Annotated in this window: 22 protein-coding genes; 12 read left to right on the top strand and 10 right to left on the bottom strand. The window is 30.9% G+C overall.

The annotated features are described in order from the left end of the window. Positions 1–11: 11 nt before the first annotated feature. Positions 12–1,406: an exopolysaccharide biosynthesis polyprenyl glycosylphosphotransferase gene (locus tag B3578_RS06165; protein ID WP_286495684.1), complete on the top strand. Its 1,395-nt coding sequence runs from the start codon at positions 12–14 to the stop codon at positions 1,404–1,406. A gap of 81 nt (positions 1,407–1,487) precedes the next feature. Here B3578_RS06165 and B3578_RS06160 read toward each other — a convergent pair whose 3' ends face one another. Further along, entirely contained in the window at positions 1,488–1,676 is a 189-nt protein-coding gene (locus B3578_RS06160; protein ID WP_125349128.1) for a hypothetical protein, read from the bottom strand. Between the two features lie 39 nt (positions 1,677–1,715). Here B3578_RS06160 and B3578_RS06155 point away from each other — a divergent pair, with 39 nt between their 5' ends. After that, positions 1,716–2,660, top strand: coding sequence for a DUF6427 family protein (locus B3578_RS06155; RefSeq protein ID WP_286495685.1), 945 nt, complete (start codon positions 1,716–1,718; stop codon positions 2,658–2,660). Here B3578_RS06155 and B3578_RS06150 read toward each other — a convergent pair. Together B3578_RS06150 and queD are read right to left on the bottom strand one after the other, a co-directional pair. Continuing rightward, positions 2,595–3,422, bottom strand: a complete 828-nt coding sequence (locus tag B3578_RS06150; RefSeq protein WP_221854030.1) for a UDP-2,3-diacylglucosamine diphosphatase — start codon at positions 3,420–3,422, stop codon at positions 2,595–2,597. The genes B3578_RS06155 and B3578_RS06150 overlap by 66 nt on opposite strands. After that, entirely contained in the window at positions 3,398–3,850 is a 453-nt protein-coding gene (queD, locus tag B3578_RS06145) for a 6-carboxytetrahydropterin synthase QueD (protein ID WP_221854031.1), read from the bottom strand. The genes B3578_RS06150 and queD overlap by 25 nt, the downstream gene beginning before the upstream one ends. Before the next feature lie 34 nt (positions 3,851–3,884). Here queD and B3578_RS06140 point away from each other — a divergent pair, with 34 nt between their 5' ends. Together B3578_RS06140 and B3578_RS06135 are read left to right on the top strand one after the other, a co-directional pair. After that, on the top strand, positions 3,885–4,550 hold the full coding sequence (locus B3578_RS06140; protein ID WP_125349131.1) for a ComF family protein: 666 nt from the start codon (positions 3,885–3,887) through the stop codon (positions 4,548–4,550). A 27-nt stretch (positions 4,551–4,577) separates the two neighbouring features. After that, positions 4,578–6,335 carry an Ig-like domain-containing protein gene (locus tag B3578_RS06135; protein WP_291047363.1) on the top strand — a complete coding sequence of 586 codons (1,758 nt, stop codon included), beginning with the start codon at positions 4,578–4,580 and terminating at the stop codon, positions 6,333–6,335. Between the two features lie 19 nt (positions 6,336–6,354). Here B3578_RS06135 and B3578_RS06130 read toward each other — a convergent pair whose 3' ends face one another. From B3578_RS06130 to radA, 3 genes are all read right to left on the bottom strand, one after another. After that, a complete protein-coding gene (locus B3578_RS06130) occupies positions 6,355–6,765 on the bottom strand; it encodes a DUF2752 domain-containing protein (protein WP_291047361.1) in 411 nt (136 codons plus the stop codon). Between the two features lie 21 nt (positions 6,766–6,786). Then, a complete protein-coding gene (locus tag B3578_RS06125; RefSeq protein WP_291047359.1) occupies positions 6,787–7,152 on the bottom strand; it encodes a CD225/dispanin family protein in 366 nt (121 codons plus the stop codon). A 75-nt stretch (positions 7,153–7,227) separates the two neighbouring features. Beyond that, a complete protein-coding gene (radA, locus tag B3578_RS06120; RefSeq protein ID WP_291047357.1) occupies positions 7,228–8,592 on the bottom strand; it encodes a DNA repair protein RadA in 1,365 nt (454 codons plus the stop codon). A gap of 198 nt (positions 8,593–8,790) precedes the next feature. On the opposite strand from radA, the gene B3578_RS06115 reads away from it, so the two are divergent. Genes B3578_RS06115 through B3578_RS06090 form a run of 6 tightly spaced genes read left to right on the top strand, consistent with a single transcriptional unit; the run spans position 8,791 to position 12,866 of the window. Further along, complete coding sequence (locus B3578_RS06115; protein WP_291047355.1) at positions 8,791–9,600, top strand: hypothetical protein; 810 nt, start codon at positions 8,791–8,793, stop codon at positions 9,598–9,600. After that, the gene (locus B3578_RS06110) at positions 9,593–10,387 is read left to right on the top strand and encodes a hypothetical protein (protein WP_291047353.1); all 795 of its coding nucleotides are present in this window, start codon (positions 9,593–9,595) and stop codon (positions 10,385–10,387) included. Before B3578_RS06115 ends, B3578_RS06110 begins: the two co-directional genes overlap by 8 nt. Beyond that, the gene (locus B3578_RS06105; RefSeq protein WP_291047351.1) at positions 10,380–11,168 is read left to right on the top strand and encodes a hypothetical protein; all 789 of its coding nucleotides are present in this window, start codon (positions 10,380–10,382) and stop codon (positions 11,166–11,168) included. The genes B3578_RS06110 and B3578_RS06105 overlap by 8 nt, the downstream gene beginning before the upstream one ends. Then, positions 11,161–11,943, top strand: a complete 783-nt coding sequence (locus B3578_RS06100) for a hypothetical protein (protein ID WP_291047349.1) — start codon at positions 11,161–11,163, stop codon at positions 11,941–11,943. The genes B3578_RS06105 and B3578_RS06100 overlap by 8 nt, the downstream gene beginning before the upstream one ends. Next, positions 11,936–12,712: a hypothetical protein gene (locus tag B3578_RS06095; protein ID WP_291047347.1), complete on the top strand. Its 777-nt coding sequence runs from the start codon at positions 11,936–11,938 to the stop codon at positions 12,710–12,712. Before B3578_RS06100 ends, B3578_RS06095 begins: the two co-directional genes overlap by 8 nt. Positions 12,713–12,740: 28 nt before the next feature. Further along, positions 12,741–12,866 carry a hypothetical protein gene (locus B3578_RS06090; protein ID WP_286496002.1) on the top strand — a complete coding sequence of 42 codons (126 nt, stop codon included), beginning with the start codon at positions 12,741–12,743 and terminating at the stop codon, positions 12,864–12,866. Here B3578_RS06090 and B3578_RS06085 read toward each other — a convergent pair. From B3578_RS06085 to panC, 4 genes are all read right to left on the bottom strand, one after another. Beyond that, positions 12,861–13,220 carry a hypothetical protein gene (locus B3578_RS06085; protein ID WP_291047344.1) on the bottom strand — a complete coding sequence of 120 codons (360 nt, stop codon included), beginning with the start codon at positions 13,218–13,220 and terminating at the stop codon, positions 12,861–12,863. The genes B3578_RS06090 and B3578_RS06085 overlap by 6 nt on opposite strands. A 12-nt stretch (positions 13,221–13,232) precedes the next feature. Then, a complete protein-coding gene (locus tag B3578_RS06080) occupies positions 13,233–14,252 on the bottom strand; it encodes a lysylphosphatidylglycerol synthase transmembrane domain-containing protein (RefSeq protein ID WP_291047342.1) in 1,020 nt (339 codons plus the stop codon). Positions 14,253–14,275: 23 nt separating this feature from the next. Then, entirely contained in the window at positions 14,276–14,623 is a 348-nt protein-coding gene (gene panD / locus B3578_RS06075; RefSeq protein WP_180905565.1) for an aspartate 1-decarboxylase, read from the bottom strand. An 85-nt stretch (positions 14,624–14,708) separates the two neighbouring features. Continuing rightward, positions 14,709–15,551 (bottom strand): pantoate--beta-alanine ligase, encoded by an 843-nt coding sequence (gene panC, locus B3578_RS06070; protein WP_291047339.1) that lies wholly within the window; start codon positions 15,549–15,551, stop codon positions 14,709–14,711. A gap of 118 nt (positions 15,552–15,669) precedes the next feature. On the opposite strand from panC, the gene B3578_RS06065 reads away from it, so the two are divergent. After that, complete coding sequence (locus B3578_RS06065; RefSeq protein WP_291047337.1) at positions 15,670–16,482, top strand: glycogen/starch synthase; 813 nt, start codon at positions 15,670–15,672, stop codon at positions 16,480–16,482. 15 nt (positions 16,483–16,497) lie between these two features. Further along, complete coding sequence (locus B3578_RS06060; protein WP_291047335.1) at positions 16,498–18,114, top strand: DUF4270 family protein; 1,617 nt, start codon at positions 16,498–16,500, stop codon at positions 18,112–18,114. The last annotated feature ends 26 nt before the right edge of the window (positions 18,115–18,140 follow it).

The raw sequence follows: 18,140 nt of genomic DNA, 5'->3' as shown, positions 1-18,140 counted from the left end.
TAAATTTTATAATGGGTAATCTTAATAAATTTAATTTTTCAATAAAAATAGGATTCTATATTTTAGATGCATTGATTATTATTTTTGGTTTACTTTTTTTTATTTGTAATCAATACCAATATTTTTATCATACTAAGTTAGCTAGACTTCCTTATTTTTCTGAATTACTCGATGCTCATTACAAAGCAATTTTACTATTATTAATCGCTTGGTTTGTTATTGCAGATTATGTAAAACTCTATTCTATAAAAAGAGTCAATTTTCTTAGAGAAATTCTTCGAAAAATAGTGTTGCAAACATTTTTCTTTTCTTTGATTATTTTTACAATTTCTGGAATAAAAAAAGAGGAGCTATTAGCGAATCAATTAATTGTTTATTTTGTTACCATTTTATTTGTTTATCTAATCTTTACACGATTACTAGTGTTTTTTATGAGTAGATACAATTTTCAAAGAGGGAATGATGTGAAGAATGTTATTGTTTTGGGAGAGAATAGTAATACTCCACGTTTTAAATCGATTATAGAGAATAGAAAACATTATGGCTATAGAATTATCAAAACAAATAATATTATTGATAATGATTCATTAGAAACAGTTTTATTATCAAATAAAGTTAAAGAAATATTTATATCTCAATTAGGATTACCTATATCATTACAAGAACAAAGTATTGTTAACTTTTGCGAAGATCATCATATAAAAGTAAGCTATATACCTTATTCGTTGAACACGGAATTAATAAGTTTAGATGTTGTATACATTGATACTTTACCAATTTTTAGATTTAAAAAATTTCCTCTAGAAAAAGCGGAAAATAAATTGATCAAATCCTTATTTGATGTTATCATTTCTTGTTTTGTTTTAATTTTTATAATGAGTTGGTTGTTTCCGATAATTGCAATTTTAATTAGGTTAGATTCGAAAGGGCCAATATTTTTTAAACAAAAGAGAAGAGGAATCAATGGAGTAGAGTTTGACTGCTATAAATTTAGAACAATGCGTAATGATGGAACAAATTCCATTAAAGCTACAGTAGTTAACGATAATAGAATTACAAAAATTGGAAAGTTTCTTCGTAAAGCAAGTTTAGATGAATTGCCGCAATTTTTTAATGTACTGAACGGAGATATGTCTATTGTAGGTCCACGGCCACACATGATATCACAAGATATACATTACAGTGAAATTATAAGAAAATATAATCTTAGAAATTATGTCAAACCAGGTATTACAGGTTTAGCACAAGTAAAAGGTTATCGTGGAGCTATAGATTGTGATAAAGATATGGAAGATCGTATACGAACGGATATCTTTTACGTACGTAATTGGTCACTTCTTTTAGATTTACAGATTATTTATCAAACGATAGGTTTAATAATAAAAGGAGATAAAAATGCTATATAAAAGATAAAAAAACCTCTTATAAAATTTATAAGAGGTTTCTCGAATTAATTCGAAAATATATTTTATACAATATAAGATAAATTATCTTTCGTATCTTTTTTCATTTTCGGTTCCAAAGCTAGCGATTTTATATAACCACCATCCCATCAATGCGCATCCGATGAATGTAAATAACCATCCAAAGATAACACCAATTGGAGATAATAAGTTTTCAAAAGTCCATTTGAAAATATCACCAATCGCAAAAAATAAATCAGTTATAACTCCCATATTCTAGTTTATTGCTTAATTTGCATCAAAGTTAATAAAATGTTGGTTAATCTACTTGACAAAAGGAATTTTTTTATACAGATTTTTATCATTGTGTTGTTTACGTTACTTGGAGTTACTAATTTTAACAGTATTGATCTGAGTAATTTAGAAAAATTAGGCGTAATCCTAACGTTTTTAACTATAGCTTTAGTTGGATATACTGATAATACAAATGATTTAATTAGCAGATCTTCTTATCCGACTTTCATTTATATTTTATGGATAATGCCTTTTGTAACTGGTTTATCCGATTATCGCATTGCTGGTAGTTTGTTACTTGTTACTTATGTTACGATTAAATTACTCTATTTTGAGTCCGAAAAAAATGATACATATAACGCTTTTGATATTGGCGTTTTTATAAGTTTTGCAATTTTATTAAGTCCACCACTTATTTTTTTAGGAATTGTAGTTTTTACTTACTTCTTGACTTTAAGAGTGGTAGAGCCAAAAATTCCTATTCTTGGTTTTTTAGGATTTCTTTTGCCAATATTAATCGTTGCTCAAGTTAGTTTTCTGCTCGATTATTACTTTATGTTCGATTTTTATAAAGAACAATTAATGTTTACAATGGTACATTTCGAATGGAAACAATTGTTTTTAGTTCCAATTGCAATTATTCTAATTTATTCAATTATCAATCATTTCAAGAATGTGAATAAATTGACAGCACAAAAGAAACGTATCTTTTTGTTGATGCATTTTATGTTTGGAACAATGCTGATTACGTATATTCTTTACGGAGGAAATAACGATGCTTATCTTGCCTTCTTAGGTTTTAGCATTATGTTAATGTTAACAAGATATTTTAGCGAAAGCAAACCCAAAATAGAATGGCTAAAAGAGGCATTTCTTTGGGTTTTTATGATTTGCTTGCTAATTTATAATTTTTATGATAGAATCCCGAGATTCTTCTCCTTGATTACGGAGGTAAGTTTTTAATTCGAATTCTTTTCCATCAAAAACACCATAAGTAAAGTAGTTAATCCAATCGCCAAGATTGATGTGACGTGCTTTGCCTATAGCAATTTCCATTGGTAAATGTCGATGTCCGTAAACTAGATAATCGAAGTATTTTCGATGCAATTGCTTGCGGCTATACATGATTAACCATTCGTTGTCAACGCCTAAGAAATTAACATCTTCGTCTCCTGAAATCATTTTATTTTTTCGCGAAGCTGTAATTCCCAACCACATTGCCAAATCGGGATGAAGTAGATAAAAAAGGAATTGACAAACTTTGTTTGTAAAAACCTTTTTCATGCGTTTGTAGCCTTTATCACCAGGTCCTTTTCCATCTCCATGTACAATAAAAAATTCTTTTCCATTGATGATAAAATCCTGCTTATCTCGAAAAACAATTGCGTTTATTTGTTCTTCCAAATAATCTTTCATCCATAAATCATGGTTTCCAACAAAGAAATAAATTGGAATTCCGCGATCAGAAATTTCGGCTAATTTTCCTAAAACACGCACAAATCCTTTTGGAACAACATGTTTATATTCGAACCAAAAATCGAATAAATCGCCAATCAAAAACAAAACACCACAATCGTCTTTTATTTCGTCAAGCCATTTTACAAACAATTTTTCGCGCACCAAACTATCTTTTTCATTCGGAGCACCAAAATGATGATCCGAAGAAAAATAGGCTTTTTTACCAGGTTCTAACTGAATGTTTATTGGTTGTCCTCCGCTAACCATTCTGCATAAGAATTTTCAGTTTCGTGTAATTTCAAAGCAACCAAATCGATATTCGCTGGTAAAAGAGGTTTGATTTTATCCACAATCCACAAAATCATGTTTTCAGCAGACGGTTGATAATCTGTAAAAACAACATTGTGTCCTTCTGCTAATAATTTTTCACCTAATATTTTGTGAGGTGAATTTTCGTTCAATAAAATAGCGTGATCAAAAAGATCAACAATTTCTTTGTTCACAATTTTTTTCAAATCCCCAAAATCCATCACCATTCCAAGTTTCACATCGGTTGTGTCTTCAGAAGGTGTTCCTTTCACAGTTACAAATAATTTGTACGAATGCCCATGTATATTTTTACACTTTCCGTCATAACCATGCAATGCATGTGCAGTTTCGAACGTAAAAGCTTTTGTAAGTCGAATGATTTTCATTAAATTTAGTACTAAACTTTAATTTGCAAAGGTAATGGAAATCAAAACAATCGTAAATTCTTTGGTTGATTTATTTTTTCCGATGCGTTGTTTGGATTGCCAAGACGTCATTCAACCTTCGCAATTTCTGTGTGTTTCGTGTTCAACAAAACTCGTTTTCACACATTTTAATTTCGATCAAAATAATCGAGCTTATGATAAATTGAGAAATTTTTGCGAAGTTGAAAACGCTTTTTCTTTGTTAGAATTTAAACATCATAACACCACGCAAGCTATTTTACATGAAATGAAATATAGAAATCGCCCAGAAATTGGAATTGATTTAGCGCAGATGATTAAGTTTGATTTGAGTCATTATGACGGAATTATTCCGATTCCATTGCATTCAAAACGATTGAAAACAAGAGGCTACAATCAAGTAGAAAATTTTGCACGAACGTTGGCAGAAATCAACCAGATAAATTATTTTTCGGATGGATTAATCCGAACTAAATACAATTCATCTCAAGTAAATGAAGACAAAAAACACCGATTGGATAACTTGAAAGATGCGTTTGAAATCAATCCAAATCTTAAACCTGGACATTATATTTTGATTGATGATGTGTTAACAACTGGCGCAACGATTGCATCAGCAATAAAAAAGTTTAATCTTTCAGAAAATTTTAAGATAAGTGTAATTACCATTGCTTGTGCTTAATAACAAGCTTTTTCTTAACTTGCGCCCATGAATAAGACGACACGTTTTTCGCTTTTGATATTAACCATTTTGACGGTTATTTCTTGTGCAAGACAAGGTTCACCAACGGGAGGACCTAAAGATGAAACTCCGCCAGTTTTCCTAAAAGCTGATCCAGATACGTTGGCAACGAATGTAGATGTCAATTTGCAAGAGGCGACAATCAACTTTGATGAGTACATTCTTCTAAAAGAGTACAGCAAAAATGTGGTTGTTTCGCCATCGTTTCAAATTCCGCCAATTGTGACGCCGCAAGCTTTAGCTAAGAAAAATATTTCGATTAAATTTCAAGAACCATTGTTACCAAACACGACGTATAGTTTCAATTTTGGTGATGCGATTCAAGATTTTAACGAAAATAATAAGTTGTCAAACTTTCAATATGTTTTTTCGACAGGTAGTTTTATTGATTCGTTGAAGGTGACAGGTCGAGTAAATGCGTCTTATGATTTCAAGTTACCAGAGAAGATATTGGTTGGGCTATATAAAGTAGACAGTGCTTACAAAGACAGCATTATTCTGCAAAAGAAACCATATTATATTGCGAGAGCCAATGATAAAGGAGAATATCAATTAAATTATTTGGCTTCGGGCAAATATAAATTGATTGCTTTTGAGGATAAGGTAGAAAATGTGATGTACGATTATGGGAAAGAGCGTTTGGCTTTTCATAACGAACCAATTGAGCTGAATTCGAATCAACAAATCAACTTGAATTTATTCAATCAAAAACCAGCTTATCGTAAACCTGAAGCGAGTTTTAAACAAGAAGGTTTAATTGTTTTTAAAACGACAGGAGCAACGGATGATGTTACGATAACGCCGGTTGGGAAAGAATTTAAAACGGCTTATATTCAGAAGTTTCCAAGACAAGATTCGATTAATTTTTGGTTCAATCCAAAAGTGGATACAATTGTAGGAAGAAGTGCAAAATTGAACTTCAAGGTTCAACATAAAGATCAAATTGATGAAGTAAGTGCATTATACTCAAAATCGAATACTGAACGAAAATTAGAATTTAAAGCAATAAATGATCAAAAATTAGCACCAAATAAACCGTTTAAAATTCAGGCAAATGCACCAATAAAATCATTGGATTTATCTAAAATTTATGTGTTTAAGGATACGCTTTCCATTCCATTCAAAGTTTCGATCGATACAGTGAATGCACAGAACTTGAATTTTGCTTTTGAGAAAAATTTAGACGAAAAATTTGAAGTAAATCTCTATCCAAATGCATTGACAGATGTGTTGGGAGAGAAGAATGATACACTTGCATATCCTATAAAAATGGGAACACGAGGCGATTTCGGACATTTGAAATTAACGCTTCAAAATACACCATCCAAACCATTTATTTTACAGTTTTTAAAGACTGATAAAGATTTTACAGTGATTGAAGAATTATATAATCCAGCAAATAAAAACTATTTCGAATTCAACTTTATTGAACCAGGAGAATATTTGTTCCGTTTATTGGTTGATGAAAACGAAAATGGAAAATGGGATACAGGCGATTATTTATCAGGTAAACAGCCCGAACCAATTTATTTGTATCCAGAGCCAATCAAAATTAGAGCGATGTGGGATGCAACTGAAACTTGGGTTTTAGGAGAGGCAAATCAACCCGTTTCTTTACCAAATGATGATAAAGATTCGGACAAAAATAGAATACGTCGAGGAGAATTGAAAGAAGGCGAGGAGCGTCAAAATCCACGAACAACAAATAAGAAATCAGAGGAATAGTTCTCTGATTTTTTTGATTCTAACTTTCTGGTGCCAAATATATAAATGGAGAAATAGGAATATTTCTTAAAATAGAATAAATCAAAAGTAAGATTAAGAAATTTCGCGCAAAACTTGCAGGGAGATGTAATTTGCCTGACATTGGTTTGCCTAAAAAAATATTTCCAACAATAGCATAATAGAATTGTACACAAATATAAAGTGAAAAAGGCAAAATAAGATTGTAGCGTAACGATTGAAAAAAATGTCCGTGAACAAGTAAGGAAAAAGCGCGTTGACCACCACAGCCAGGACACCATAAACCTGTTACATTATGAAATATACATTTGATAGAAAACGGACTTTGGTTGCTGTAATAACTATAAAAATAGACAATTACCAAAATAGTCAAAAGCGTTGCTAGTCCATAAACCAAAATCCGTTTTATCATATTTACTTGTAAATACTAATATTATCTGTCTAAAACACCTTGATATTGCTCTAGAATAGCTTCACTACCTTGTGTTATAAATACGAAAATAACATAAATTAAATTTAATGCGACTAAACCAACAGCAACATAACTTAATATTTTAGAATTTTTTGCAGCTTGTTCAGCTCCTGTATAATCGCCAACATCGTATTTCGTATTTACTTGATTTGCAAAAATGATAGCAACACCTCCTAAAATCAATCCGATACAACATGGTGAGCAAAGACCTAAAACAGTTGCAATAATAGCTAAAACAAGGTTGTTTTCTGGTTTCGGTTTGATTTCTTCAAAAGAAGATTGTTGAGGTTGATTAAAATCTTGAGTAGATTGGTTAGAATAATCCATAATAATGTTTTTTAGTTTCGAATAAAAATAGAAAAAATAATGTATAAATCAAGTGTTTATAAAATATTTAATATTCTATTGAAATAACATACGATATAAATCTTCAACTTTTGAGATTCTAACGATTCGAATTCCAAAATCTGTATCTTTTAATTTATTGTATTTTGAAACAAAAATTGCATCAAAACCTAATTTTTCAGCTTCGGTAATGCGTTGTTCAACACGATTTACAGCTCTAATTTCTCCACTCAAACCAACTTCTCCCGCAAAACAGCAATTATCTGGAACAGCAGAATCTTCGCTTGATGAAAGAATTGCTGCAATAACAGCTAAATCAATTGCAGGATCATCCACTCGAATTCCGCCTGTAATATTCAAGAAAACATCTTTCATATTCAGTCTGAACCCAGCACGTTTTTCTAAAACTGCCAACAACATATTCAATCGTTTGGCATCAAAACCAGTCGCCGTACGTTGCGGAGTTCCATAAACTGCAGTAGAAACCAAAGCTTGAATTTCAATCAACATTGGGCGAACACCTTCCAAAGTTGCTGCAATTGCATTTCCACTCAATAATTCATCTTTCTTCGTGATTAACACTTCGGATGGATTTGTCACTTCACGTAAACCAGCGCCTTGCATTTCGTAAATTCCAATTTCGGCAGTTGAGCCAAAACGGTTTTTATTTGCGCGTAAAATTCGGTAAATATGGTTGCGATCGCCTTCAAATTGTAATACAACATCTACCATATGTTCCAAAATTTTTGGTCCAGCAATTACACCTTCTTTCGTAATATGACCAATTAAAATAATCGGTGTGTTGGTTTCTTTTGCGTATTGAATTAGCTCAAAAGTTGTTTCTCGAATTTGCGAAATACTTCCTGGAGACGACTCTACATAAGTGGTTTGAAGTGTTTGCACAGAATCGACCACAATTAGTTGAGGTTGAATTTCTTTGGCGTGCGCAAATATTTTTTGCGTATTGGTTTCAGGTAAAATAAAACATTGATCTGATTCAATTCCAATTCGTTCGGCACGAAGTTTTACTTGCGAAACAGATTCTTCTCCAGATACATATAAGATTTTAATCGTATCTAACTTTAAGGCAACTTGCAACATCAATGTCGATTTTCCAACACCAGGTTCTCCACCAACCAAAATCACCGATCCAGGAACAATTCCGCCTCCTAAAACTCGGTCTAATTCTTGGTTTTTAGTCGAAATTCTTATTTCTCCTAATGGATTTATTTCTCGGATATTTAGTGCAAAAGTTTTCTCTTTTTTATCCGATTTATCTTTCCACGATTTTTTTTCGTCACCTTTGTCCACAATTTCTTCAACAATGGTATTCCATTCGCCACAACTTTTGCATTGTCCCATCCATTGCGAGGTTTGCGTGCCACAGTTTTGGCAGAAATATGTAGTTTTTGTTTTAGCCATAGTTTCAAATTTAGACAAAAATAATGTTTTATCGCGACAAGATATGGAGTTGTAAGTGTGAAAAATTTTAATACAATAACCAAAAAACGTTAACAATAATTTACTTTTTTAACAAATTATCAACTTTAGATAAAGTTGAGTTAAATATTGATTTTCAATCATTTTCTCGATTATTTTTAATCATGTTTTAAAATGCCAATGAAAAGAACTTTACTTCTTAGCTTTTTTTATATTTTTTGTATTTCTGCCTATGCACAATCTACTTTAATTTCGGGGAAAATTATAGTAGATAATGCGGATGAAATCGTTAATCTTGATGATTTTGTAATCGAAAATTTAACATCAAACGCACGAACAAAATCAAATGAAAAAGGTCTTTTTTCGATTCGAGTTCAGTCAAATGATATTTTACTTTTTAAACAAATTGGAATCGAAGAACGTCAGCTTAAAGTCTCCGAATCAATGATTAGAAAAGGTTTTATAGAAGTTCATCTAAATGTTGAAGTGATAGAACTTTCTGAAACAAAAATAATACCACTAAAAAAGGATTGGAAAGAAAATATTAGCAAAGACGAAACGCAAAGTGAAAAAATCAACAAAAGTTTAGGCATTAATGAGGAGTTTAAAAATGATATGGTGAAAGCCTATTTTGCTTCGAAATATCTTCGACAATTAAAAGTTCCTATTCGTTATGAAAATGTGATGGGTTTGATAGAGCAGTATTCGGATAAAGAAGTGCAGACGTATAAACATTTTCTGGAAAAGAAAAATCTTGATAAATACGATAAAATCATTCAGCTCAAAGATTATTTTACCGAATATTATTTTGAGCATGATTTGAAAATTCCGAAAGGAAATATTCTTGATTTTATTCATTATTGCTTTGTTGAGTTTAAGTTAGAACCATTTTTAAAAGCAAATAATTATGATCAAATTAGTTTGATTTTCGAGGAGCAAGCACCAAATTATCTTTCAATCATCAATCAAAAACCAATCGAACATGAGTAAAATTTTATTCTTTTTATTAATCATTTCATCAAGTTATCTTCAAGCACAAAGCACTTTAATTACAGGAAAAATTATTGTGGATGATGCAGAAGAAGTGATTGATTTGGAAGGAACTTTGATTGAAAATTTAACGACAAAAGCCAAAACAAAAGCGAATAATGTTGGCTTATTTTCGATAAATGTGAATTTGAATGATGAATTGTTAATCAAACATACGGGAATTGAAGAAAGAAGATTGAAAGTTTCGGAAAGAATGATTACGAAAGGTTTTGTGACGATTCATGTAAATATTGAAGTGATTGAATTGAAAGAAGCGAATATCTCGAAATTAAATATAGACAAGCTTAACAAATTGGGAAAAAATAAATCTGCTTCCAAAGAAATTGTTGATGCGACTGGTGTTAATGATAAGGAGTTTCAAAAAGCTGTTGTTGAGAGACATAATTGGGCGGCATTTCATCGAAAAGACAACCCATATGCAGGTAATTTATTGGAAATCGTGAAATTATTTAAAACACCAAATGGAAAAGGAATTTTAGATAAAAAAAGGATTTCTACTTATGAGAAAATTATTGATTTGAAAAGTGTTATTGGTGAAACTTTTTTCATCAAAGATTTAAAACTTTCGAGAAGTCAAATTATAGATTTTATTGGAACATGTTATTATTCAAATAATTTTGACAAGTTAATTCGTAAGAAAAATTTCAATAGAATAAAGCAAATTTTAAAAGAACAAGCACCAAATTATCTTTCAATCATCAATCAAAAACCAATCGAACATGAGTAGAATTTTATTCTTTTTATTAATCATTTCATCAAGTTATCTTCAAGCGCAAAGCACTTTAATTACGGGAAAAATTATTGTGGATGATGCAGAAGAAATGATTGATTTGGAAGGAACTTCGATCGAAAATTTAACAACAAAAGCCCGAACAAAAGCCAATAATGTTGGATTGTTTTCGATAAATGTGAATTTGAATGATGAATTGCTAATCAAACATACGGGAATAGAAGAAAGAAGATTGAAAGTTTCGGAAAGCATGATAACGAAAGGTTTTGTAACGATTCATGTAAATATTGAAGTGATTGAATTGAAAGAAGCAAATATTTCAAAATTGGATAAAAATTCGCTCAAAAATTTGGGAAAAGAAAAGTCATTCCAAGAAAAATTGAATGATGAAGCGGGTTTTACTTCTCTAGAATTTAAAGCGGAACTGAATCTTAAACATGATGAGGAAAGAGTGAATAGAACGATTAAACAAGTTGGAGGAGTTAATTTAATTGGGTTGTTAAATGTGTTTAAAAGCCCAAAAAAGCGAATGAAAAATCCAGTTCCGATAAAAGTTGTGAAAGAAGATCAATTGTCGGCGTTGCATAAATTTTTTACGACTTATTATTTTGTGAATGATTTGAAAATTCCAGAAGGAAAAATAAACGAGTTTTTGGATTATTGTTATTCAAATTTTGATTTTCCGAAATTGTTACGAGATAATAATTTTGATGAAATTCTTTTTGTAATTGAAGAACAAGCGCCGATTTATTTAGCAAAAATGAAGAAAAATGAGTAGAATAAAATACATTATATTATTGAATTTGTTGAGCGTTTTTACATTTGCGCAGACGACTTTGATTACTGGAAAAGTAGTGATTGATGACGGAATTGCGGGGCAAGATGCGGTGGACAATATTTTGGTGACAAACGAATCGACGAATGCGAAAGCCTATACAAATACGAGTGGAATGTTTTCGATTAAGGTTTCTGTTGGAGATGAATTGATTTTTACGCACGATTTTTATATCGAACGAAAAATCAAAATTACTTCGGATATTTTAGCAAAAGGAATGTTGACGATTCACTTGAATATTGAAACGATTGAACTTGCTGAAGCGCGAATTAATACATTAGACAAAAATTTTAAGAACAATATCAAGCTCAAATATGACCAAGTTGATGAAATGTACAAACAGTTGAATTTGGGAATTGATCCTAATTTGCGTTTCAGAAAAATCGATCCTAATGCTACTTCAAATATTGGAGGTTTTGGATTATTGAATCCTGTGGCATGGATTACTGCAATTTCAGGTCAACGGAAACGAGAAAAAAAACAGTATGAATATTTCAAAAAAGAAGATAGAATCAAAGATTTGGAGAATTATTTTACACCAAATTATTTCATCGAAACGTTGAATATTCCAAAAAATAAAGTCAGTGAATATGTAAAGTATTGTTATATTAATTTTGAATTAGATAAATTGGTCGAAGCAAATAATTACGACAAAATTACTCAGATTCTAGAGGAACAAGCACCGATTTATTTGTCAAAAATCCAAAAGAATGAATAAAATTTTATACGTTATAATTTTTGGTTTGGTAAGCACTTTTTCTTTTGCGCAAACAACTTTGATTACTGGAAAAGTGGTGATTGACGATGGCGTTGTTGGGCAAGATGCTGTGGATCATATTTTGATTATGAACGAAATGACTAACGCTAGAGTTTTGACAAACGAAAATGGAATGTTTTCGATTAAAGCGTCTGTTGGAGATGAATTGATGATTACACATGATTTTTATATCGAACGGAAAATCAAAATTACTTCGGATATTTTTACCAAAGGAATGCTAACTATTCACTTGAATATTGAAACGATTGAACTTGCCGAAGCGCGAATTAATACCTTAGACAAAAATTTTAAGAATAACATCAAGTTAGAACACGGAAAAGTAGATGAATTGTATGATAATTTGAACTTGGGTTTTGATCCAAATTTGCGCTTTAGAAAAATTGATCCTTATGCTTCTTCGATGTTGAATAACAATGGATTATTAGATCCTTCTAATTGGATAGCTATGATTTCAGGACAAAAGAAAGAAGCTAAAAAAGTAGATAAATATTTCAAAAAGGTGGATAAAATCAAAGATTTAGAGAATTATTTTACCTCAAATTATTTCATCGAAACATTGAATATTCCAGAAAGTAAAGTCACAGATTATGTACGATATTGTTATGCGAATTTTGAATTAGAGAAACTCGTAAAAGAAAATAAATACGATAAAATCACAGAAATTTTAGAGGAACAAGCGCCTAAATGTTTGGAAATGATAAAGAAATAAAATGTATATTTAATAAAACTTATTCGCTATGGAATTACTTTTTGTGCTGTTAGTCAATATTATTTTCTTTGTAGTGATGAAAATATTTTATAAAATAAATCCTTGGGAAATCAATAAAATGGTAAAACTTTGGAATAGAAAGTTTGGATTATAACTTTTCAAAATAAGCTTGAATTTCATTTATTTTCAAACTAAAAACTTGAGATTGATGATTGTATTGTTGAATCAATTTTAATGTAATTTCTTTTGATTCCAATTGAAAATGAATATTTTGTAAATAATAAAAAGAAATCAATAACTCCAATTCTTCAACAGAAAATTCTTTATCTATGAGATTAGGATTTGAAAGAAGATTAATTTGATGTTCTTTTTCAAAATACGCAGATATTTTAGTCAAATCGAATTGAATTTCTTCTTCGGAAATACTTTTTGGATTATGTAAATAACGTTCTATGCTTTCTAATAAAGCATTTACAAAACGTGAAAAATAATCTCTTTCGTCCAACATTTTTATGCAAATCTATTGTGTAGAATCTCGTCGAATTCGTGCGATTTTGTAAATAGCAATCAATCCAAAACTAATCATCGATACTACTTGAGCTATATAAAGGATTAATCCAAAATAATCTCCAATTGCTCGTCCTTCGTGCTGATCTCCTCCTTTTGCAAGATAAACGGCCGAAAATGCAATCGACATAATATACGGATAAGCCAAACCGCCCGAAACAGGTAAAATCATTCCCAAAGATCCCGCAATCAAAAGAAATAAACCTTCTGGTATTCCAAAATTTTTGGTGTCAGGAAAAGCGAAGAAAACAAGGAAAGTCATTAAAAAATAACAAATCCAAAGTGTGAAAGAATAAAAAATAAATAAACCTCTTTTTTCTAATTTTGAGATTGATTTTATGCCTTCCCAAAGTCCAAATAGAAAGGTTTTAATCTTTTCAAAAAACTTTAATTGACTAATTTTTTTCCAGAAAATAGCAACTAATCCTATTCCTAAAACAAGAACTCCAATTGCGATGTAATATTTTAAGAAAGAAGGTTCTGTTGTTGGTTGGTGCGCTTTTTCTTTGTTGCCCAATTCAACAAATTTGATGAATGTTTCGTAATTGAAAATAAGTGTTAAACCGAAAAATAATCCCAAAAATAAAACGTCAATTACACGTTCTAAAACTACTGTTCCGAAAGATTTCTCAAACGGCACTTTTTCCATTTTATAGAAACTTGTTGCACGAGCCACTTCGCCACTTCGAGGAATGGTCAAATTCATAAAATATGCAAATGCAATAGCCCAAAAACCAGATGAGGTTTGTGTGTTGTAGCCCATCGGCTTTAGAAGAAGATTCCAACGAGCGGCGCGTATCCAATACGTGAGAATACTGATTGCCATAGATGCAAAAATCCAAAAATAATTGGTTTGTTTTAAAACTTTTGCAACTCGTTCGAAATCAATTTGCTTCACTGTTACCACGACAAAAAAAACGGCTAACAATGAAGCAATGATTAAGAAGAGCGATTGTTTGATCTTACTCTTCATATAAATTATTGAAAATTAATTTCTTAATCTAAACGATTGTTCTCGTTAGGGAAAACAATTGTTGGTTCGTAGGTTTTGGCTTCCTCAAATTCCATCATCGCATACGTGATTAAAATGACAGTATCACCTACTTGTACTTTACGTGCTGCTGGTCCATTCAAACAAATTTCTCCGCTTCCACGTTTTCCTTTAATAATGTAAGTTTCAAAACGTTCTCCGTTTTCTTGAACCACAATTTGAATTTTTTGACCAACTACCATATTTGCAGCATCTATCAAATCTTCATCGATTGTAATACTTCCGATGTAGTTTAATTTTGCGTCTGTTACCTTAACTCTATGTATTTTAGAGTGAAATACTTCTATCATCATAATTTTGCAAAGTTACACTGAACTTATAAATTTCAAAACCCGTTCCAATATTTTTCGATTGGAGTGAAGGATTTGATCTATTTTATTAAAACTGAATATTATCGATTAATCGTACATCGCCTGCATAAGCAACGACAAATCCACGAATATGTTTTGCATCAGAAAAATGTTCGATTGACAATAACGTTTCTTCATCTGTGATTTCAAAATATTCTAATTCGAAAGGTGAATTTTTGAATTCATTTTCGACGAAAGCTTTTACTTCAGCAACATCTTTTCCTTCATTTTTTAGCGTTACAGCTTGCGATAAAATTGAATAAATTTGAGGGGCATCCGAAGTTTGTTGCGTTGATAAACGTGCATTTCTTGAACTAAATGCTAAACCAGAATCTGCTCTATGAATTGGCATTGGAACAATTTCGACATCTAAATTTTCTTGTTTTACCATTTCTTGAATGATACGAATTTGCTGAAAATCTTTCTCTCCAAAATATGCTCTTGTTGGTTGAACTGCTTTGAATAATTTGCAAACAATTGTAGCTACTCCATCAAAATGTCCAGGGCGAGAAGTGCCTTCCATCACTTGGTCTATTGTACCAAAATCGTAATGTTTTGCACCTTCATTTGTTTCATATAAATCTTCAACAGTAGGCATATAGACAAAATCACAGCCATTTTTCATTAACAATTCTTTATCATTTTCCTCAGTTCGAGGATATTTTGCTAAATCTTCTGCATTATTAAATTGTGTCGGATTGACAAAAATGCTGACGATTGTGTAGTCGTTTTGAGCTTTAGAAGCTTTGACCAAAGACATGTGACCTTCGTGTAAAGCGCCCATTGTAGGGATAAAGCCAATGGTTTTGTTTTGGTTTTTTAACTCGACGATTGCGGGAGTTAATTTTTCCTTTTCGTTAAATATAACCATAACACTGATTTGTTAAAAAAAAACTAATATCTCGCAAAGCTACTATAAGCAAATAATATATCAACATTTTTTTGTAAATTTGTGCCTTATTATTCATTAGGAAAAGAGAGTAGAAATTATGGAAGGAAAGCGCATATTGTATGTAACAACAGAAATGGTACCTTACTTTCCTGAAAATCCGATGTCTTCACAAGCATTAGATTTGCCAAAAATCATGCAAAGTAGTGGTGCAGATGTAAGAATCTTTATGCCAAGATTTGGAGCAATTAACGAAAGAAGACACCAATTACACGAAGTAATACGACTTTCAGGTATGAACATGATTATTAATGATTTGGATCAACCCTTAATCATTAAAGTCGCTTCTGTTCCAGGAGAAAGACTACAAGTGTATTTTATTGATAACGAAGAATATTTCAAACGTAAAGAAGTTTATGGAGAACATAATGGACTATTTTCTGATAACGACGAACGTTCTATTTTCTTCGCAAAAGGAGTTTTAGAGACAGTAAAAAAATTAAACTGGAAACCAGATGTTGTTCACGTAATGGGTTGGATGTCTAGTTTAGTACCATTGTATCTAAAAAAATATTATTCTGACGATCCTTTCTTTCAAGATGCGAAAGTTGTTGTTTCTTTATTTGACAACGGATTTGAAGGAGAATTAGATAACGAATTAGTTAAAAAATTAGCTTTTGATAAAGTAGAAGCTGATGTACAAACATATTTAGAAAAACCTACACATTTGGGTATGATTCAAGCTTCTTTACAATATGCAGATGCAGTTGCGAAAGGAGAAGAGATGATTCCAGAAGATGTGAAAAACTATATCAACCAACAAAATATTCCTCTATTAGACTATTGTTCTAAAGAACAAGCAAAAGAAGTTTACAATAACTTTTATCTTGAGGAAGTAATGAACTCTAATTAAAATCTGTTTAGATTAATGAAAAAATTTTTGAATGTCCTTTCTGTGTCTGTTGCAATGATGATTGGAATGGGAGCAATTGTTTCGTGTGAGAATGAAACACTAGGATTAGATAACAATGTGATTGGAGGTGAGGCAGAAGGAAATGTAAAATCCTTAGATGTTATTGCTTTTAATGCCAATTTTGATACGCTTCGTACAGATAAGTTTGTACTTCAAAATGGAGCTTTTGGTGTGTACAACGAACCAATTTTTGGTTCTACGTCTTCTAAGTTTTATACACAAATTAGACCTTCGTCTTCAAATGCTGGTGATCAGGATTTTGGAACTGAACCTAAAGTAGATTCTGTGAATTTGGTAATTCCAGTTTATTACAGTACAACTAAAGATCCAATTTCTAAAGATACGATCAATCTTTCTAAACCAGGAGAGAAACCAAATGATACAGATACAATTCAAATTACAACAAAGTATGCAGTAGACTCTTTGTATGGGAATAAGGATTTGACAATGACGTTGAAAATTAAAGACATTAATACGGTCTTATATAAAGACACAAAATATTTTTCAACACTAAGTGGACTTGAGTCGCCAATTTCTGTTAATTCGAGAGTAATCGGAAAAGCTACTATCGGAAAAACAGTAACAGGAAAAGTTGTTAAACAAAAAACGGGAACTTCTAATATTTCTGAGGTTGTTCCTGGTTACAAAGTTTCTTTAGATCCAGATTATTTTGACGAAAAAATTATTAAAAATGCAAAAACAGGATTACTTTCTGATTACGCAACATTTATTCGTGAAAATATCAAAGGTTTAGAGTTTTCTGTTGAAGAATCAAATGGATTTATTGTCAATTTTAATCCAAATAAAATTGACTTGAAGATGTATTATTCATATAAAAATCCGACAGCAAAAACAAGTTCAGACACAAATTATAAAGAACGTTTGAGTGCTACTTATGCTTTTGATATGACAAATCAGTGGAATTCTGGTACTGCAAATAATGCCAATATTATTGCTTCTCAAATTGTGAATAATGCAGTAGGTTCTACTTATTCTACAATCAAACCCGATGAAGTGAATGGTGACGCGAGATTGTATTTAAGCGGAATGAGTGGAAATTATGCAAAATTAAAATTCAATCAAACGCAATTAGATGAATTAAAATCTGAGATGACAAAAAGTAATATTGTGATTCTTGGAGCAAAATTAAAATTCTATATTGATGGTTCAACTAGTTTTCCAAAACCGCCTTATTTAGTAGCTTGGAATAACTACAAAAAAGATGATAAAGTTATAAATGAATTGTATGCAGACGTTTTAGAATTCTATAATTCATACCCTACATCAGTTCACTTTAATCCTATTGTAAAAGGAGATACGGATTATTATACAATTGATATCACGAAACATCTAAAAAGCATGTTAGAGAAAGGAAATGAGTTTAAAGATCAAACGATGTTTATTACAATAGGTAATTTTATAACATCTGTTAGCGATGCAACTACGATTAATAGTACAAATCCTTATCAAAATGATAGAGCTTATAATCCATACAGAATTGTTTTACATGGAAATAATTCGGAAGTAGCGGATAAAAAGCTGAAATTATTGGTATATTACTCTCAAAAATAGGGCGTATTATATTTAACGAATTTAAC

It is taken from the genome of Empedobacter sp. UBA1574 (assembly GCF_002322895.1).
GTDB classification, from domain to species: domain Bacteria; phylum Bacteroidota; class Bacteroidia; order Flavobacteriales; family Weeksellaceae; genus Empedobacter; species Empedobacter falsenii_B.
The sequence above is the reverse complement of the archived record's forward strand: the minus strand, read 5'-3'. Positions and strand labels throughout refer to the sequence as shown.

Excerpts from the sequence above, each read along its gene's own strand:
- panC (WP_291047339.1), bottom strand. The coding sequence starts at position 15,551 with ATGGTTATATTTAACGAAAAGGAAAAATTAACTCCCGCAATCGTCGAG.
- B3578_RS06090 (WP_286496002.1), top strand. The coding sequence starts at position 12,741 with ATGGAATTACTTTTTGTGCTGTTAGTCAATATTATTTTCTTTGTAGTG.
- B3578_RS06085 (WP_291047344.1), bottom strand. The coding sequence starts at position 13,220 with ATGTTGGACGAAAGAGATTATTTTTCACGTTTTGTAAATGCTTTATTA.
- B3578_RS06105 (WP_291047351.1), top strand. The coding sequence starts at position 10,380 with ATGAGTAGAATTTTATTCTTTTTATTAATCATTTCATCAAGTTATCTT.
- B3578_RS06155 (WP_286495685.1), top strand. The coding sequence starts at position 1,716 with ATGTTGGTTAATCTACTTGACAAAAGGAATTTTTTTATACAGATTTTT.
- B3578_RS06165 (WP_286495684.1), top strand. The coding sequence starts at position 12 with ATGGGTAATCTTAATAAATTTAATTTTTCAATAAAAATAGGATTCTAT.
- B3578_RS06060 (WP_291047335.1), top strand. The coding sequence starts at position 16,498 with ATGAAAAAATTTTTGAATGTCCTTTCTGTGTCTGTTGCAATGATGATT.
- B3578_RS06110 (WP_291047353.1), top strand. The coding sequence starts at position 9,593 with ATGAGTAAAATTTTATTCTTTTTATTAATCATTTCATCAAGTTATCTT.
- B3578_RS06130 (WP_291047361.1), bottom strand. The coding sequence starts at position 6,765 with ATGATAAAACGGATTTTGGTTTATGGACTAGCAACGCTTTTGACTATT.
- B3578_RS06100 (WP_291047349.1), top strand. The coding sequence starts at position 11,161 with ATGAGTAGAATAAAATACATTATATTATTGAATTTGTTGAGCGTTTTT.
- B3578_RS06140 (WP_125349131.1), top strand. The coding sequence starts at position 3,885 with ATGGAAATCAAAACAATCGTAAATTCTTTGGTTGATTTATTTTTTCCG.
- B3578_RS06115 (WP_291047355.1), top strand. The coding sequence starts at position 8,791 with ATGAAAAGAACTTTACTTCTTAGCTTTTTTTATATTTTTTGTATTTCT.
- B3578_RS06135 (WP_291047363.1), top strand. The coding sequence starts at position 4,578 with ATGAATAAGACGACACGTTTTTCGCTTTTGATATTAACCATTTTGACG.
- B3578_RS06160 (WP_125349128.1), bottom strand. The coding sequence starts at position 1,676 with ATGGGAGTTATAACTGATTTATTTTTTGCGATTGGTGATATTTTCAAA.
- B3578_RS06125 (WP_291047359.1), bottom strand. The coding sequence starts at position 7,152 with ATGGATTATTCTAACCAATCTACTCAAGATTTTAATCAACCTCAACAA.
- panD (WP_180905565.1), bottom strand. The coding sequence starts at position 14,623 with ATGATGATAGAAGTATTTCACTCTAAAATACATAGAGTTAAGGTAACA.
- B3578_RS06150 (WP_221854030.1), bottom strand. The coding sequence starts at position 3,422 with ATGGTTAGCGGAGGACAACCAATAAACATTCAGTTAGAACCTGGTAAA.
- B3578_RS06095 (WP_291047347.1), top strand. The coding sequence starts at position 11,936 with ATGAATAAAATTTTATACGTTATAATTTTTGGTTTGGTAAGCACTTTT.
- radA (WP_291047357.1), bottom strand. The coding sequence starts at position 8,592 with ATGGCTAAAACAAAAACTACATATTTCTGCCAAAACTGTGGCACGCAA.
- queD (WP_221854031.1), bottom strand. The coding sequence starts at position 3,850 with ATGAAAATCATTCGACTTACAAAAGCTTTTACGTTCGAAACTGCACAT.
- B3578_RS06065 (WP_291047337.1), top strand. The coding sequence starts at position 15,670 with ATGGAAGGAAAGCGCATATTGTATGTAACAACAGAAATGGTACCTTAC.
- B3578_RS06080 (WP_291047342.1), bottom strand. The coding sequence starts at position 14,252 with ATGAAGAGTAAGATCAAACAATCGCTCTTCTTAATCATTGCTTCATTG.